The sequence below is a fragment of the Streptomyces sp. NPDC101219 genome (assembly GCF_044767675.1).
Taxonomy (GTDB): Bacteria; Actinomycetota; Actinomycetes; order Streptomycetales; family Streptomycetaceae; genus Streptomyces.
In genome coordinates this window covers 396,136-411,091 of sequence record NZ_JBIWOK010000002.1, presented here as the reverse complement: position 1 = coordinate 411,091, position 14,956 = coordinate 396,136, and the positions used below count along the sequence as shown (strand labels likewise).

Below are 14,956 nucleotides of genomic sequence, written 5' to 3'. Positions count from 1 at the left end.
CGCAGTGACAAGATCACTCAGAGGCAAGATCACGCAGAGTGAGTAGAGCCTAGGGTGGCGACCCGTCCCTCGCCGGGAGGAGCGCAATAGTCGTACCGGCGTGGTGGTGCGCGGGCGGACAGTGCGCCCCGAGCGGTGCGGTGGAAGGTGGGTGACGCGGCGAACTGCCCGTGGCCGGGAGGGCGGAGGGGACCTCGCGGAGGTCGGGGAGGACCCGAGAGGGAAGGGGGGAGAGCAGCGGTTGCGAGCGGGCGGACAGATGGTTCCGAGGGAGGCGGACCGGCTGATCCGGGTGACGCGGACCCTCGGATCCGAGTGACGCGGACCGACGGTTCCGAGTGGATCGGACCCGCGAATCGGATTTGGGCGATCGGCCGCGGAGCGTGTAATGTCTTCCTCGCTCGCCCCAATAGCTCAGTCGGCAGAGCGTCTCCATGGTAAGGAGAAGGTCAACGGTTCGATTCCGTTTTGGGGCTCTGGTGTGGGAGGTTCCCGTCGCGAGGCGGGGCCCGATCGCATCTCAGCGGTGTAGCTCAGTCGGTAGAGCAAGCGGCTCATAATCGCTGTGTCACCGGTTCAAGTCCGGTCACCGCTACAGACAGTAGCCGATTGCGGGGTCGGTCCTTCGATCGGCTACTCTTTCTGCGTTAATTCAGTCAATCCGTTCGTCAAGGAGCACTCACGTGGCTGCCACCGACGTCCGCCCGAAGATCACGCTGGCCTGCGTGGAGTGCAAGGAGCGGAACTACATCACCAAGAAGAACCGGCGTAACAACCCGGACCGTCTTGAGATGAAGAAGCACTGCCCGCGTTGCAATGCGCACACCGCGCACCGCGAAACGCGATAAAACAGGCTCGTGCACGAGGCCGTCCCCGGACCACTGGGGGCGGCCTCGCGTCGTTTCACCGCACTGCACGTCGACGATGCCCGTCAACAGCCGACACAGGAGGTGCCGCGCGCATGGCGCTGGACCAGTCCTTCGTGGGGCGGACGTATCCGCCCACCGCGCCCTACGAGGTGGGCCGGGAGAAGATCCGTGAGTTCGCCGAGGCGGTCGGGGACGACAACCCGGCGTACACCGACGTGGAGGCCGCCAAGGCGCTGGGCCACCCGGACGTGATCGCCCCGCCGACCTTCGTCTTCGCGATCACCTTCAAGGCCGCCGGTGAGGTCGTCGCCGACCCGCAGCTCGGGCTGGACTACAGCAGGGTGGTGCACGGGGACCAGAAGTTCTCCTACACCCGCCCGGTCCGGGCCGGTGACCGGCTCTCCGTCGTCTCCACCATCGAGGGCATCAAGTCGATGGCGGGCAACGACTTCCTGGACATCCGCGGGGACGTGTACGACGAGGCCGGCGAGCACGTCGTGACCGCCCGCACCAAGCTGGTGGCCCGCGCGGCCGAGGGGGCGTGACGAACACCATGACGGCGAAGATCGCCTATGCCGACGTCGAGGTCGGCACCGAGCTGCCCGCTCGGACCTTCCCTGTGAGCCGCGCCACTCTCGTCCAGTACGCGGGCGCCTCCGGTGACTTCAACCCCATCCACTGGAACGAGAAGTTCGCCAAGGAGGTCGGCCTGCCCGACGTCATCGCGCACGGCATGTTCACCATGGCCGAGGCGGTGCGCGTGGTGACCGACTGGACCGGGGACCCCGGCGCGGTCGTCGAGTACGGCGTCCGGTTCACCAAGCCGGTCGTCGTCCCCGACGACGACCAGGGCGCCACCATCGAGGTGAGCGGCAAGGTCGCGGCCAAGCTGGACGACAACACGGTCCGCGTGGACCTCACGGTGACCAGTGCGGGGCAGAAGGTGCTCGGCATGTCCCGCGCGGTCGTGCGGCTCGCCTGAGCCGGGTCCGGGTCCGAGTCCGGGGTTTCCTGTCCGGGTCCGGGTCCGGGTCCGGGTCTGGGGCCGGGTCCGAGTTTTCGGGTCCGGGTCCGGTTTTGGGCTCGCCCGCCATGCCTGCCGCTCCGGTCCGCGACATCGGTCCGAGGGCCAGCAGGGCCGGCCGATGCAGGTCGGTAAGGGGCGCTCCTCCCTGGAGGGCGCCCCTTACCGCTGCCCCCCAGGGTCCGTCCCGAATCGGAATCCCTCTTGACGTAGTTAGTGATTGAGTACTAACTTACTTCTCATGGTCAGGATGAGTGCAGAGGAGCGGCGGCGGAGTGTCATCCGCGCGGCGACGGCCGAGTTCGCGCGTGGCGGTTACCACGGCACCTCGACCGAGGCGATCGCCAAGCGGGTCGGCGTCTCGCAGCCGTACCTCTTCCGGCTCTTCCCGAGCAAGAAGGCGATCTTCCTCGCGGCGGCCGAACACTGCGTGGAGGACACCATCCGCGCCTTCGCGGAGGCCTCCGAGGGCCTGGAGGGCGAGGAAGCGCTGCGCGCCATGGCGCAGGCCTACAACAGGACCATCGCGGAGCAGCCCGAACAACTCCAGATGCAGATGCAGATGTATCTCGCGGTGGCGGCCGCCGAGCGCGAGGGCGATCACGAGTTCGGTGCCACGGTGAGAGACGGCTGGATGCGTCTGTGGGACACCGCGCACCTCGCCCTCGGGGCGGACGTCCGCGAGACGACGACCTTCATGGCCTACGGCATGCTCATCAACTGCCTGGCCGCCATGGGGTTCCCGCCGGAGCACCGCGTCTGGGAGGGCCTCGCCCTGCCGGAACCGGACGAAGGGCAGGAGCCGGCGTCGTAGGGCCTGGTGACCGGACCCGTCCGTCCCGTGGCGGACCGGTCTTTCATGACCATGAAAGTTAGTCATCGATTACTAATCATCAACGAGTGCGATCACCTCCTGGGGGAGCGATGTCACCTCACACCGAACGTCGCGGGGGAGCCGCCTGGGCCCTCGTCATCACCAGCGTCGCCGGCTTCATGGCGGCCCTGGACAACCTCGTCGTCACCACCGCACTGCCCTCCATCCGCGAGGACCTGGGCGGCGCACTGCACGACCTCGAATGGACCGTGAGCGCCTACACGCTCACCTTCGCCGTGCTCCTGATGTTCGGTGCCGCTCTCGGTGACCGCTTCGGCCGCCGGCGCCTCTTCATCGTGGGCCTCGCCGTCTTCACCGCGTCGTCCGCGGCCGCGGCCCTCGCCCCCGGCATCGACGCCCTCATAGCCGCCCGCGCGGTCCAGGGCGCCGGCGCCGCGGTCATGATGCCCCTGACGCTGACCCTGCTCACCGCAGCCGTGCCCGAGGCACGACGCGGGGCCGCCTACGGCATCTGGGGTGCCGTCAACGGCCTCGCCGTGGCCTCCGGACCCCTGGTCGGGGGCAGCCTCACCGAGCACATCGCATGGGAGTGGATCTTCTGGCTGAACGTGCCGCTGGGCCTCGCCCTCATCCCGCTCGCCCGGCTGCGCCTCGCCGAGTCCTACGGCACCGGGGCCCCGCTCGACGTACCCGGCACCCTGCTCGCCAGCAGCGGACTCTTCGGCATCGTCTACGGCCTGGTCCGCGGGCCCGCCGACGGCTGGACCGGCCCCACCGTGCTGACCGGCCTGTTCGCCGGCACGGCGCTGCTCGTCGGCTTCGTCCTCTACAGCACCCGCGCCCGCAACCCCATGCTGCCCATGCGGCTGTTCCGCTCCCGCGCCTTCGCCGGCATCAACGCGGCCAGCCTGCTGATGTTCTTCGGCATGTTCGGCTCGATCTTCCTGCTCGCCCAGTTCCTGCAGAACGTGCTCGGCTACTCGCCCACCGAGGCGGGCCTGAGGATGCTGCCCTGGACGGGCATGCCCATGGTGGTCGCGCCGGTCGCAGGCATCCTCTCCGACCGCATCGGCGGACGGCCGGTGGTGGCCGCCGGGCTGTTCCTGCAGTCCCTCGGCCTCGGCTGGTTCGCGGTCGTGGTGACCACCGACGTCTCCTACGCCGCCCAGCTGCCCGCCCTGATCATCAGTGGCGTGGGCATGGGCCTGTACTTCGCCCCGGCCGCCAACCTGGTCATGTCCAGCGTCCGCACGAAGGAGCAGGGCATCGCCTCCGGCGCCAACAACGCCCTGCGTGAGGTGGGCGGCGCCCTCGGCATCGCGGTGATGGCCTCGATCTTCGCGGCCCGCGGCGGCTACGAGTCCGGCCAGACCTTCGTCGACGGCATGCGGCCGGCGCTCGTGGCGGGCTCCGCGGCCGTCGCCCTCGCCGGAGTCGCCGCACTGCTCATCCCGGCCCGCAGGCCCGTCGGCCCCGCCGCACCACCGGCGGCCCCGGCAGCCGAACCCGTCCTGGACAAGGTGCCCTGACGGCCCGCAGGCCCGCAGGCCCGCAGGCCCGACGGGGACGGGGACCGTCCGCCCTCCGGCCGGTCCCCGCCCCCCGCCGACGCACGACGGCGCGAACCACGCACCACCGACACCGACGCACGCACGCCCGACACCCCACACCCGGCACCTAGGAAGGACCGCGTCATGCCCACCCTCCCCTGGACCGTCCCGAACACCCCGCCGCCGCACACCGAGGTGCACGTCTTCGCCTCCCGCTTCGAGACCCGCAGCCTCTGGGGAGCCCTGCGGTTCTTCCTGAAGACCCCGTCCATCTGGTGGCAGGTGAGCCGGGCACCCGGCGCGTACGGGGCCTCGCTCAAGGCGGAGCCGTTGCGCCGCACCTTCTGGACCCTGTCCGCCTGGGAGTCGCCGAAGGCGCTCTCCGCCTTCGCCCGGAGCCGCCCGCACGGGCCGACGGCGCGGAAGCTCTCCGCACACATGCGGGACTCCAAGTTCGTCTCCTGGCCGGCCAAGAGCGACGACCTGCCGGTCGACTGGACCGAGGTACAGCGCCGTCTGACCTGATGCGCCTCCGCTGTATGCGCGTCAGGCACGACAGCCACCTCCCGGCAGTCCTCGGGCCCGGGGCCGAGCAGCCGCGGCCCCGGGGACGGCCCCGGGCCGCCCGCCCGTCCCTGCCCGCGCCCCCGTGACCGCACGCACGGCCCCCGCCGGACCGCCCGGCGGGGGCCGTAGTCTTGGGCCCGTGCAGGAACTCCACGACGCTCCCCTCGCCCCGCTGACCACCCTCCGGCTGGGCGGTCCCGCCGCCCGGCTGGTGACCGCGACGACCGACGACGAGGTGATCTCCGTCGTCCGCGAGGCCGACGACACCGGGACGCCCCTGCTGATCGTCGGCGGCGGCTCCAACCTCGTCATCGGCGACAAGGGCTTCGACGGCACCGCACTCGTCGTCGCCACCCGGGGCTTCACGCTCGACGGCACCCGCCTCGAACTGGCGGCCGGAGAGGTGTGGACCGACGCCGTCGCCCGGACCGTGGAGGCCGGGCTGGCCGGGATCGAGTGCCTGGCGGGCATCCCCGGCTCGGCGGGCGCCACCCCCATCCAGAACGTCGGGGCGTACGGGCAGGAGGTCTCCTCCACGATCACCGAGGTGGTCGCCTACGACCGCACCGCACGCGAGACGGTCACCCTCGCCAACGAGGACTGCGCCTTCTCCTACCGCCACAGCCGGTTCAAGGCCGACCCCGAGCGGTACGTCGTGCTGCGCGTCCGGTTCGCCCTGGAGGACGCGGGCGGCCTGTCCGGGCCCCTCCGGTACGCGGAGACCGCCCGCACCCTCGGTGTCGAACCCGGCGACCGCGTCCCGCTGGACACGGCCCGCGAGGCGGTGCTCAAGCTCCGCGCGGGCAAGGGCATGGTCCTGGACCCGGAGGACCACGACACCTGGTCGGCGGGCTCCTTCTTCACCAACCCGATCCTCACCGCCGACGCGTTCGAGGCGTTCCGCGCGCGCGTGCGGGAGCACCTCGGCCCCGACGCCGAGCCGCCCGCGTACCCGGCCGGTGAGGGCCGTACCAAGACGTCCGCCGCCTGGCTGATCGACAAGGCCGGGTTCACCAAGGGCTACGGCACCGGACCCGCCCGCATCTCCACCAAGCACACCCTCGCGCTGACCAACCGCGGCGGCGCGACGACGGAGGACCTGCTGGCCCTCGCCCGGGAGGTCGTCGCCGGTGTGCACCGCACCTTCGGCATCACCCTCGTCAACGAACCGGTGACGGTGGGCGTGCACCTCTGAGCCGAGGCCGGCCGTCCCCGGGGGGTCCGCCGCCTCCGGGGTCCGCTGTCCCGGGGGACCCGCCGGCCCCGGCAGGGGACGGAGGTCAGCCGGCCGCCGGCGGCTCCGCCAGCCACGCGTCCACACCGGCCAGCAGCTCCGCCTTCACGTCGTCCGGCGCCGCGGACCCCCGCACCGACTGCCGGGCCAGCTCCGCCAGCTCCGCGTCCGTGAAGCCGTGGTGCTCCCGCGCGATCTCGTACTGCGCCGCCAGCCGGGAGCCGAACAGCAGCGGATCGTCCGCGCCCAGCGCCAGCGGCACACCCGCGTCGAACAGCGTCCGCAGCGGCACGTCCTCCGGCTTGTCGTACACCCCGAGGGCCACGTTCGAGGCCGGGCACACCTCGCAGGTCACCTGGCGGTCGGCGAGCCGCTTCAGCAGCCACGGGTCCTCCGCCGCCCGGACCCCGTGCCCGATACGGCTCGCCCCCAGGTCGTCCAGGCAGTCCCGCACCGACGCCGGGCCGGTCAGCTCACCGCCGTGCGGCGCCGACAGCAGGCCGCCGTCGCGGGCGATCGCGAACGCCCGGTCGAAGTCGCGGGCCATCCCGCGCCGTTCGTCGTTCGACAGACCGAAGCCGATGACGCCCCGGTCCGCATACCGCACCGCCAGCCGGGCCAGGGTGCGCGCGTCCAGCGGGTGCTTCATCCGGTTCGCGGCGACCAGCACCCGCATCCGCAGCCCGGTGTCCCGCTGCGCCGTCTCCACGGCGTCCAGGATGATCTCCAGCGCCGGGATCAGCCCGCCCAGCCGGGGCGCGTACGACGTCGGGTCCACCTGGATCTCCAGCCAGCCCGAGCCGTCCCGCAGCTCCTCCTCCGCCGCCTCGCGCACCAGCCGCCGGATGTCGTCCGGCTCCCGCAGACAGGAGCGGGCGGCGTCGTACAGGCGCTGGAAGCGGAACCAGCCCCGCTCGTCGGTGGCCCGCAGCTCGGGCGGCCTGCCGCTGGTCAGTGCGTCGGTCAGCGTCTCCGGGAGCCGGACACCGTGTCTGTCGGCCAGCTCCAGCACCGTGGTGGGGCGCATCGACCCGGTGAAGTGCAGGTGCAGATGGGCCTTCGGCAGCCGGGAGACATCACGTACACGTTCCATTGCCCGATCGTGCCGCACCCGCGGTCCGTGCCGGTAGCGCTTTCCCGGAACGTGGTCTTGCTCGCACGTGAGTGCGCCCGTACGTGAGCGGGCCGCCTCCCCATGGGGAGACGGCCCGCTCACGGTGCACGGATCGGTCCGGGTCAGTCCCGGGCCTCCGCCAGCAGCTTCTGGATCCGGCTCACGCCCTCCACCAGGTCCTCGTCGCCCAGGGCGTACGACAGCCGCAGGTAACCGGGCGTGCCGAACGCCTCGCCCGGCACCACCGCGACCTCGGCCTCCTCCAGGATGAGCGCGGCCAGCTCCACGGAGTTCTGCGGGCGCCGGCCTCGGATCTCCTTGCCGATCAGCGCCTTCACCGACGGGTAGGCGTAGAAGGCGCCCTCGGGCTCGGGGCAGACCACGCCGTCGATCTCGTTCAGCATCCGCACGATGGTGCGGCGGCGCCGGTCGAACGCCTCGCGCATGGCGGCCACGGCGTCGAGGTCGCCGGAGACCGCGGCCAGAGCGGCCGCCTGGGCGACGTTGGACACGTTCGACGTGGCGTGCGACTGGAGGTTGGTGGCGGCCTTGACGACGTCCTTCGGGCCGATGAGCCACCCCACCCGCCAGCCGGTCATCGCGTACGTCTTCGCCACACCGTTGACCACGATGCACTTGTCGCGCAGCTCGGGCAGGATCGCCGGCAGCGAGGTGAAGGTCGCGTCGCCGTAGACGAGGTGCTCGTAGATCTCGTCGGTGAGCACCCACAGCCCGTGCTCGACGGCCCAGCGGCCGATCGCCTCGGCGTCCTCGGCGCTGTAGACGGCGCCGGTCGGGTTCGACGGGGACACGAAGAGGACGACCTTCGTCTTCTCGGTGCGCGCCGCCTCCAGCTGCTCCACGCTCACCCGGTAGCCGGTGGTCTCGTCGGCGACCACCTCGACCGGGACACCGCCCGCCAGCCGGATCGACTCCGGGTACGTGGTCCAGTACGGGGCGGGGACGATGACCTCGTCGCCCGGGTCGAGGATGGCGGCGAACGCCTCGTAGATGGCCTGCTTGCCGCCGTTGGTGACCAGGATCCGGGAGGCGTCCACCTCGTAGCCCGAGTCGCGCAGGGTCTTCGCGGCGATCGCGGCCTTCAGCTCGGGAAGGCCGCCGGCCGGGGTGTAGCGGTGGAACTTCGGGTTCTTGCAGGCCTCGATCGCGGCCTCGACGATGTAGTCCGGAGTCGGGAAGTCGGGTTCACCTGCACCGAAGCCGATCACCGGACGCCCGGCGGCCTTGAGGGCCTTGGCCTTGGCGTCCACCGCGAGGGTGGCGGACTCGGAGATCGCGCCGATGCGGGCGGAGACCCGGCGCTCGGTCGGAGGGGTAGCAGCGCTCATGCACCCATCGTTCCAGACCGGAATCACGGGCGGCACAGGGGTTTCACAGACTGAACAGGACGGGGCAAACCCCGGAACACCTGTCCGGATCGGCCCGCCGGCGGCCCGTGCGGACAGGACGATCTCCGGCCGGCGACGCCCCCACGGGCGCTTTCTGTTCGACGCCCGGGCCAGGACCACGTACACTCTCACCTCGTTGGCCTCCGACGGCCCGCGACGACCGGTGCACACCAAGCAACCGGTGGGATGCGGTACGTTGGGGAACACACAAAGGGTCGTAGCTCAATTGGTAGAGCACTGGTCTCCAAAACCAGCGGTTGGGGGTTCAAGTCCCTCCGGCCCTGCTACACACTCCTTCGCCAGGATGTGTGCGCATGTACGTACAGCAATGCACCGCCGTGCGGCTCAGACCGGGCGCGGCACGGCCACGACCCGGAATCAGGTGAGGACGAGTGACGGACGCCGTGGGCTCCATCGACATGCCTGATGCCGAAGACGAGGCTCCGGACTCCAAGAAGAAGACCCGCAAGGGCGGCAAGCGGGCCAAGAAGGGTCCGCTGGGGCGCCTCGCGCTCTTCTACCGGCAGATCATCGCGGAACTCCGCAAGGTGGTCTGGCCGACCCGCAACCAGCTCACGACGTACACGACCGCCGTGATCATCTTTGTCGTCCTCATGATCGGACTGATCACCGGGATCGACTATGGATTCAGTCACGCCGCCAAATACGTCTTCGGCTGAGCCGCAAGCGAAGAGCGCCGAGGTACCCGGCGCTCCTTTCGCATGTTCCACCCCTATGTATCCAGGAAGAAGCAGCCACCGTGTCTGACCCGAACGTGAACGACGCCATCGAGCCGGCCGAGTCCGTCGAGGACGAGCTCGCCACCGTCGACGGCGCGGACAGCGAGGACACCGAGGCCTCCGCCGAGGCCGAGGCTGCCGACGCCGCCCCGGGCGAGGACGGCGGAGCCGAGGACGAGGAAGCGGCCGAGGAGGCCGAGGACGAGCGCGACCCGGTCGAGGAGCTCCGCGAGGAACTGCGGACGCTGCCCGGCGAGTGGTACGTCATCCACACCTACGCGGGCTACGAGAACCGGGTGAAGACCAACCTGGAGCAGCGCGCCGTCTCGCTGAACGTCGAGGACTACATCTTCCAGGCCGAGGTGCCGCAGGAAGAGGTCGTCCAGATCAAGAACGGCGACCGCAAGACCATCAAGCAGAACAAGCTCCCGGGCTACGTCCTCGTCCGCATGGACCTGACCAACGAGTCCTGGGGCGTCGTCCGCAACACCCCCGGTGTCACCGGCTTCGTGGGCAACGCCTACGACCCGTACCCGCTGACGCTGGACGAGATCGTCAAGATGCTGGCCCCGGAGGCCGAGGAGAAGGCCGCCCGCGAGGCCGCCGAGGCCGAGGGCAAGCCGGCCCCGCAGCGCAAGGTCGAGGTCCAGGTGCTGGACTTCGAGGTCGGCGACTCGGTCACCGTCACCGACGGGCCGTTCGCCACGCTGCAGGCGACCATCAACGAGATCAACCCCGACTCCAAGAAGGTCAAGGGTCTGGTGGAGATCTTCGGCCGGGAGACGCCGGTCGAGCTCTCCTTCGACCAGATCCAGAAGAACTAGAACTTCCCGGATCGGCTGATACACAGCTTCCGCGCAGGTCAGGCGAGCGCTCGCGCGTTTGTCTGACCTGCTCGGTTTTTGGCCGCGCATACATACCCGCTATCGTTGTGCGGTATGCCTGCGTCCGGGTGGTTTCCCGGCCGCGGGCAGGACCCGAATGAAAGGACCCGGAGAGCCATGCCTCCCAAGAAGAAGAAGGTCACGGGGCTCATCAAGCTCCAGATCCAGGCCGGTGCCGCGAACCCGGCCCCGCCGGTCGGCCCCGCGCTGGGTCAGCACGGCGTCAACATCATGGAGTTCTGCAAGGCCTACAACGCCGCGACCGAGTCGCAGCGTGGCTGGGTCATCCCGGTGGAGATCACGGTCTACGAGGACCGCTCCTTCACCTTCATCACGAAGACGCCGCCGGCCGCCAAGATGATCCTCAAGGCCGCGGGCGTGGACAAGGGCTCCGGCGAGCCGCACAAGACCAAGGTCGCGAAGATCACGCGTGACCAGGTTCGCGAGATCGCCACCACCAAGATGCCCGACCTGAACGCCAACGACCTGGACGCCGCCGAGAAGATCATCGCCGGCACCGCCCGTTCCATGGGCGTCACGGTCGAGGGCTGACCTCCACCCCCGTAAGCCCAGCAGAAGTGGCAGGGCCTGCTCGGCCCGCACCACGACTCCTAAGAACCCACAGGAGCAAGTAGTGAGCAAGCGCAGCAAGTCTCTCCGCGCTGCGGACGCCAAGATCGACCGGGAGAAGCTGTACGCCCCGCTCGAGGCCGTCCGTCTCGCCAAGGAGACCTCCACGACCAAGTTCGACGGCACCGTCGAGGTCGCCTTCCGCCTGGGTGTCGACCCGCGCAAGGCCGACCAGATGGTCCGTGGCACCGTGAACCTCCCGCACGGCACCGGTAAGACCGCCCGGGTCCTGGTCTTCGCGACCGGCGACCGTGCCGAGGCCGCGCGTGCCGCGGGCGCCGACATCGTCGGCGCCGACGAGCTGATCGACGAGGTGTCGAAGGGCCGCCTGGACTTCGACGCCGTCGTCGCCACCCCGGACCTCATGGGCAAGGTCGGCCGCCTCGGCCGCGTGCTCGGTCCCCGTGGTCTCATGCCGAACCCCAAGACCGGCACCGTGACCCCGGACGTCGCCAAGGCTGTCAACGACATCAAGGGCGGCAAGATCGAGTTCCGCGTCGACAAGCACTCGAACCTGCACTTCATCATCGGCAAGACGTCCTTCGACGACTCCAAGCTGGTGGAGAACTACGGCGCCGCGCTGGAGGAGATCCTCCGTCTGAAGCCGTCCGCCGCCAAGGGCCGGTACATCAAGAAGGCCGCCATCGCCACCACGATGGGCCCCGGCATCCCGGTCGACCCGAACCGCACCCGCAACCTCCTCGTCGAGGAGGACCCGGCCGCGGTCTGAGCCCACGGCTCACCTCAACCGGTTCACGGGCCCCGCACCTGCTCAGGTGCGGGGCCCGTCCCCGTTCCGGCCCGCCGGTCGGCCGTCTGCGCTACGGTGCCGACACGGGGTCAGCACAACAGAAGCGGGGGCGCAGGGGTGGGACCGGGACCGACGACAATCACCTCAGTGCGCCGTACGGGCCTCGCCCTGGCCGTGGCGGCCGCCCTCACCGGGCTCACCGCCCTGTCCGCCTGCACGACGGCCGGTTCCGGCGCGACGAGCCCGTCCCAGGGGGCCGGTGCGTCCCCCTCCCGGCCCGCCGGCACGGACGGCGGAGCCGGGCGCCAGGACGGCGGGGCGGACCCCGCGTCCGTCGCGGCACTGAAGTCCGCGGAACGCGCCACCGGCGCGGCCGACTCCGCCCGGGTCGAGTCGACGACGACCATGGGCTCGCTCATGTCGATGAAGGCCACCGGAGTCCTGTCCTGGAGCGACGGACTCACCGGCACCCTCACCCTGACCTACACCGGCGGCAGCGTCGCCGACGCCATGCGCCGGCTCGGCAGCACCTCGATGGAGGCCCGCTACCTCCCCGATGCCTACTACGCCCGCATGGGCGACGCCTTCGCCGCACGGGCGGACGGCAGGCACTGGCTCCGGTACGCCTACCGGGACCTGGAACAGCTCGCCGACGGGGCCGGGGCCCAGCTGGGCGACCAGATGCGCAACACCGCGCCGCACCACTCCGTGAAGCTGCTGCTGGCCTGCGGGGACGCCAGGCGGGTCGGTGCGGAGCAGGTCCGCGGCGACCGGGCCACGCACTACCGGGGCACGGTGGACGTGGCCGCCCTTGCGCCCCGGGACTCCGGGCTCGACGCCGCCGAGCTGGCCGACCTCAAGGACCGGCTCACCCGGGCCGGGGTCACCACCCAGACCGTCGACGTCTGGGTCGACGACCGGGGCCTGCTGGTGAAGAAGGCGGAGAAGGCGGTCACGTCGTCGGGCGAGCTGACCCAGACCGCCTACTACTCCGGCTACGGGGTGGACGTGACGACTGAGGCGCCGCCCGCCGGGGACACCAAGGACTTCAAGGAACTGGTGGGCGAGCAGGGCGGACCCGGCGGCCTCTCCTGACGAGCGCACCCCGCGGGCGCCCGGCCCTCGCGGAAAATTCGAACGTCTCTGTCATACCGGTGGGATGGTCTCCGCATCTCTCAGTGCGTCAGCCATGTGTTCCCCCGGGGGGAGTCGTAGTCGGGGGACCCGAATCCTGGGGGCCGAGCGCCGCGAGAAGAACATCGAGCGGTACGAACGCATGGGCGTCGACAAGCTCACGATGGACATGTGGGTGGACGGCGACGACCACACCAAGCGGTTCCGGATGCGCGGCGACGCCGACAAGGGCCTGCTGGACATGACGATCACCTTCCACGACGTGAACAAGCCGGTCACCGTCGAGGCCCCGCCGGCCGCCGAGACCGCCGACCTCGCGGAGCTGATGGCGGACCTCGGGGAGAGCTGATCCGCCGGGTTCCGCCGCCCGTCGCTCGTCGCCTGCCGGAGCGCGGGAGCGGATTTGCCTCCCGGCGATCCGTTCCCGTACTCTCCAGAGGAAGCCAAAGACCGCTGGTCGTTGCCGTGCGCTCGTAAGAGGGCGCGGTGGCCGAAGGATCCGCTGAACTGCGGACGACCCGCGCAGGTGACTGTGGAAGAACTCCCGGACGTCGACGCTGCCACAAGGCCGTGCCGGAACCGGTCGAGTCTCGCCCCGTGCGCCTGCGCCGGGGCGTTTCGTTTTCCCCAGTCCTCCTTCGGGTCCGCGCGGTCCGAATCACCCGGAAGGAGGCCGAGGCTCTATGGCGAGGCCCGACAAGGCTGCCGCAGTGGCCGAGTTGACGGACCAGTTCCGCAACTCCAGCGCTGCCGTGCTGACCGAGTACCGCGGTCTCACCGTGGCTCAGCTCAAGCAGCTGCGCCGTTCGCTCGGTGAGAACGCCCAGTACGCCGTGGTGAAGAACACGCTGACCAAGATTGCGGCCAACGAGGCCGGGATCTCGACGCTGGACGACCTGTTCAACGGTCCGACGGCAGTCGCCTTCGTCACCGGTGACCCGGTGGAGTCGGCGAAGGGTCTTCGTGACTTCGCCAAGGACAACCCGAATCTCGTCATCAAGGGCGGTGTCCTTGACGGCAAGGCGATGTCCGCCGACGAGATCAAGAAGCTCGCGGACCTCGAGTCCCGCGAGGTTCTGCTCGCCAAGCTGGCGGGTGCCTTCAAGGGCAAGCAGACCCAGGCTGCCCAGGTGTTCCAGGCGCTCCCGTCGAAGCTGGTCCGCACCGTGGACGCGCTTCGTGCCAAGCAGGACGAGCAGGGCGGTGCCGAGTAATTCGGCTCGCTGACCGATCCTCACCGCATGGGGTGAGGGTCGTTGCGGGCCCGACGTACGCCCGCCTCACCCAGTACATCCGGCACCTGCCGATTTAGTGGAAGGACCGCCATCATGGCGAAGCTCACCCAGGACGAGCTGCTTGCCCAGTTCGAGGAGATGACCCTCATCGAGCTCTCCGAGTTCGTGAAGGCCTTCGAGGAGAAGTTCGACGTCACCGCCGCCGCCGCGGTCGCCGCCGTCGCCGCCCCGGGCGCCCCGGGTGCCCCGGCCGAGGCCGCCGAGGAGAAGGACGAGTTCGACGTCATCCTCACCGGCGCCGGCGACAAGAAGATCCAGGTCATCAAGGTCGTGCGCGAGCTGACCTCCCTGGGTCTGAAGGAGGCCAAGGACCTCGTCGACGGCACCCCGAAGCCGGTCCTCGAGAAGGTCAACAAGGAGCAGGCCGACAAGGCCGTCGAGTCCCTCAAGGGCGCCGGCGCCTCGGTCGAGGTCAAGTAGGACCTCGCGGATCCGGCCGGATCCGCAGCACGTCCCGCGGGATGTGTAACGCGTAAGCACGGAAGAGCGATCATCCATCCGGGTGGTCGCTCTTCGGTGTCCGAGGGGCCCGGCGGCGACTGCCTTGCGCCCGGGACGGCGGGGGGTATGGTGATCATTGATGTGCCTCAACGGGCCGCGACGGGTCGCCTGGTGGAAGGCGGTTCGGGCAAGGGGGGCCTTGACGAACGGCACGCGGCGCGCAATTCTCAGGACGCGTCGTCACAAGGATCCGAATCCGAGGCATGGATCGGTGGCGAAGAGGGCAGTATCACGGTGCGTTGAGGGCAGCGCCTTGTCGCAGGAGTTGAGAACAACGAGGGCCTCCGAGGGTCTCGAAAACCCGCACTGGACATCAGTGTGCCAAGTGGCTACACTGACCCTTTGCGCTGCCTGTTAGCTGTCCCCTGCCCGTCACCAGGGGCATGCCCTCGCTCGAGCACAGATGAACGGACCGTCTC

General features: G+C 70.1%; 16 protein-coding genes, 3 tRNA genes and 1 pseudogene. 18 read left to right on the top strand and 2 right to left on the bottom strand.

Going from position 1 to position 14,956, the window contains the following annotated elements; all coding sequences use genetic code 11:
• Positions 1-403: 403 nt before the first annotated feature.
• The 9 genes from ACIRPP_RS05150 (at position 404) to ACIRPP_RS05110 (ending at position 6,040) form a co-directional block, all read left to right on the top strand.
• Positions 404-476, top strand: a tRNA-Thr gene (locus tag ACIRPP_RS05150).
• Between the two features lie 46 nt (positions 477-522).
• Positions 523-595: transfer RNA gene (locus ACIRPP_RS05145), tRNA-Met, on the top strand.
• An 88-nt stretch (positions 596-683) separates the two neighbouring features.
• Complete coding sequence (gene rpmG, locus ACIRPP_RS05140) at positions 684-848, top strand: 50S ribosomal protein L33 (RefSeq protein ID WP_003948671.1); 165 nt, start codon at positions 684-686, stop codon at positions 846-848.
• Positions 849-961: 113 nt separating this feature from the next.
• Positions 962-1,414, top strand: a complete 453-nt coding sequence (locus tag ACIRPP_RS05135; RefSeq protein ID WP_164334187.1) for a MaoC family dehydratase N-terminal domain-containing protein — start codon at positions 962-964, stop codon at positions 1,412-1,414.
• An 8-nt stretch (positions 1,415-1,422) separates the two neighbouring features.
• Positions 1,423-1,851: a MaoC family dehydratase gene (locus ACIRPP_RS05130; RefSeq protein WP_403638347.1), complete on the top strand. Its 429-nt coding sequence runs from the start codon at positions 1,423-1,425 to the stop codon at positions 1,849-1,851.
• Between the two features lie 283 nt (positions 1,852-2,134).
• On the top strand, positions 2,135-2,707 hold the full coding sequence (locus ACIRPP_RS05125) for a TetR/AcrR family transcriptional regulator (RefSeq protein ID WP_403638076.1): 573 nt from the start codon (positions 2,135-2,137) through the stop codon (positions 2,705-2,707).
• A gap of 110 nt (positions 2,708-2,817) precedes the next feature.
• Positions 2,818-4,257, top strand: coding sequence for a DHA2 family efflux MFS transporter permease subunit (locus ACIRPP_RS05120; RefSeq protein ID WP_403638074.1), 1,440 nt, complete (start codon positions 2,818-2,820; stop codon positions 4,255-4,257).
• Between the two features lie 165 nt (positions 4,258-4,422).
• Positions 4,423-4,803, top strand: coding sequence for a DUF3291 domain-containing protein (locus ACIRPP_RS05115; RefSeq protein ID WP_403638072.1), 381 nt, complete (start codon positions 4,423-4,425; stop codon positions 4,801-4,803).
• A gap of 181 nt (positions 4,804-4,984) precedes the next feature.
• Positions 4,985-6,040, top strand: a complete 1,056-nt coding sequence (locus ACIRPP_RS05110; RefSeq protein WP_403638070.1) for a UDP-N-acetylmuramate dehydrogenase — start codon at positions 4,985-4,987, stop codon at positions 6,038-6,040.
• Positions 6,041-6,125: 85 nt separating this feature from the next.
• On the opposite strand, the gene ACIRPP_RS05105 is transcribed toward ACIRPP_RS05110, so the two are convergent.
• Positions 6,126-7,172, bottom strand: a complete 1,047-nt coding sequence (locus ACIRPP_RS05105; protein WP_403638068.1) for an adenosine deaminase — start codon at positions 7,170-7,172, stop codon at positions 6,126-6,128.
• Positions 7,173-7,315: 143 nt separating this feature from the next.
• Positions 7,316-8,542 (bottom strand): pyridoxal phosphate-dependent aminotransferase, encoded by a 1,227-nt coding sequence (locus ACIRPP_RS05100; protein ID WP_403638066.1) that lies wholly within the window; start codon positions 8,540-8,542, stop codon positions 7,316-7,318.
• Between the two features lie 271 nt (positions 8,543-8,813).
• Here ACIRPP_RS05100 and ACIRPP_RS05095 point away from each other — a divergent pair.
• The 9 genes and pseudogenes from ACIRPP_RS05095 (at position 8,814) to rplL (ending at position 14,456) form a co-directional block, all read left to right on the top strand.
• Positions 8,814-8,886 (top strand) — tRNA-Trp (locus ACIRPP_RS05095).
• Between the two features lie 108 nt (positions 8,887-8,994).
• On the top strand, positions 8,995-9,282 hold the full coding sequence (gene secE / locus ACIRPP_RS05090) for a preprotein translocase subunit SecE (RefSeq protein WP_164334180.1): 288 nt from the start codon (positions 8,995-8,997) through the stop codon (positions 9,280-9,282).
• Positions 9,283-9,362: 80 nt separating this feature from the next.
• Complete coding sequence (gene nusG / locus ACIRPP_RS05085) at positions 9,363-10,166, top strand: transcription termination/antitermination protein NusG (protein WP_403638064.1); 804 nt, start codon at positions 9,363-9,365, stop codon at positions 10,164-10,166.
• A 177-nt stretch (positions 10,167-10,343) separates the two neighbouring features.
• Entirely contained in the window at positions 10,344-10,778 is a 435-nt protein-coding gene (rplK, locus tag ACIRPP_RS05080) for a 50S ribosomal protein L11 (RefSeq protein ID WP_403638062.1), read from the top strand.
• Positions 10,779-10,860: 82 nt separating this feature from the next.
• Positions 10,861-11,586 carry a 50S ribosomal protein L1 gene (rplA, locus tag ACIRPP_RS05075; RefSeq protein ID WP_192229764.1) on the top strand — a complete coding sequence of 242 codons (726 nt, stop codon included), beginning with the start codon at positions 10,861-10,863 and terminating at the stop codon, positions 11,584-11,586.
• A gap of 168 nt (positions 11,587-11,754) precedes the next feature.
• Positions 11,755-12,702 carry a hypothetical protein gene (locus tag ACIRPP_RS05070; RefSeq protein WP_403638060.1) on the top strand — a complete coding sequence of 316 codons (948 nt, stop codon included), beginning with the start codon at positions 11,755-11,757 and terminating at the stop codon, positions 12,700-12,702.
• Positions 12,703-12,847: 145 nt separating this feature from the next.
• A pseudogene (locus ACIRPP_RS05065) lies at positions 12,848-13,090 on the top strand (DUF1396 domain-containing protein); the annotation flags it as partial.
• A 334-nt stretch (positions 13,091-13,424) separates the two neighbouring features.
• The gene (gene rplJ, locus ACIRPP_RS05060; protein ID WP_164334174.1) at positions 13,425-13,955 is read left to right on the top strand and encodes a 50S ribosomal protein L10; all 531 of its coding nucleotides are present in this window, start codon (positions 13,425-13,427) and stop codon (positions 13,953-13,955) included.
• Between the two features lie 114 nt (positions 13,956-14,069).
• Positions 14,070-14,456: a 50S ribosomal protein L7/L12 gene (gene rplL / locus ACIRPP_RS05055; protein WP_403638058.1), complete on the top strand. Its 387-nt coding sequence runs from the start codon at positions 14,070-14,072 to the stop codon at positions 14,454-14,456.
• Positions 14,457-14,956: the final 500 nt, after the last annotated feature.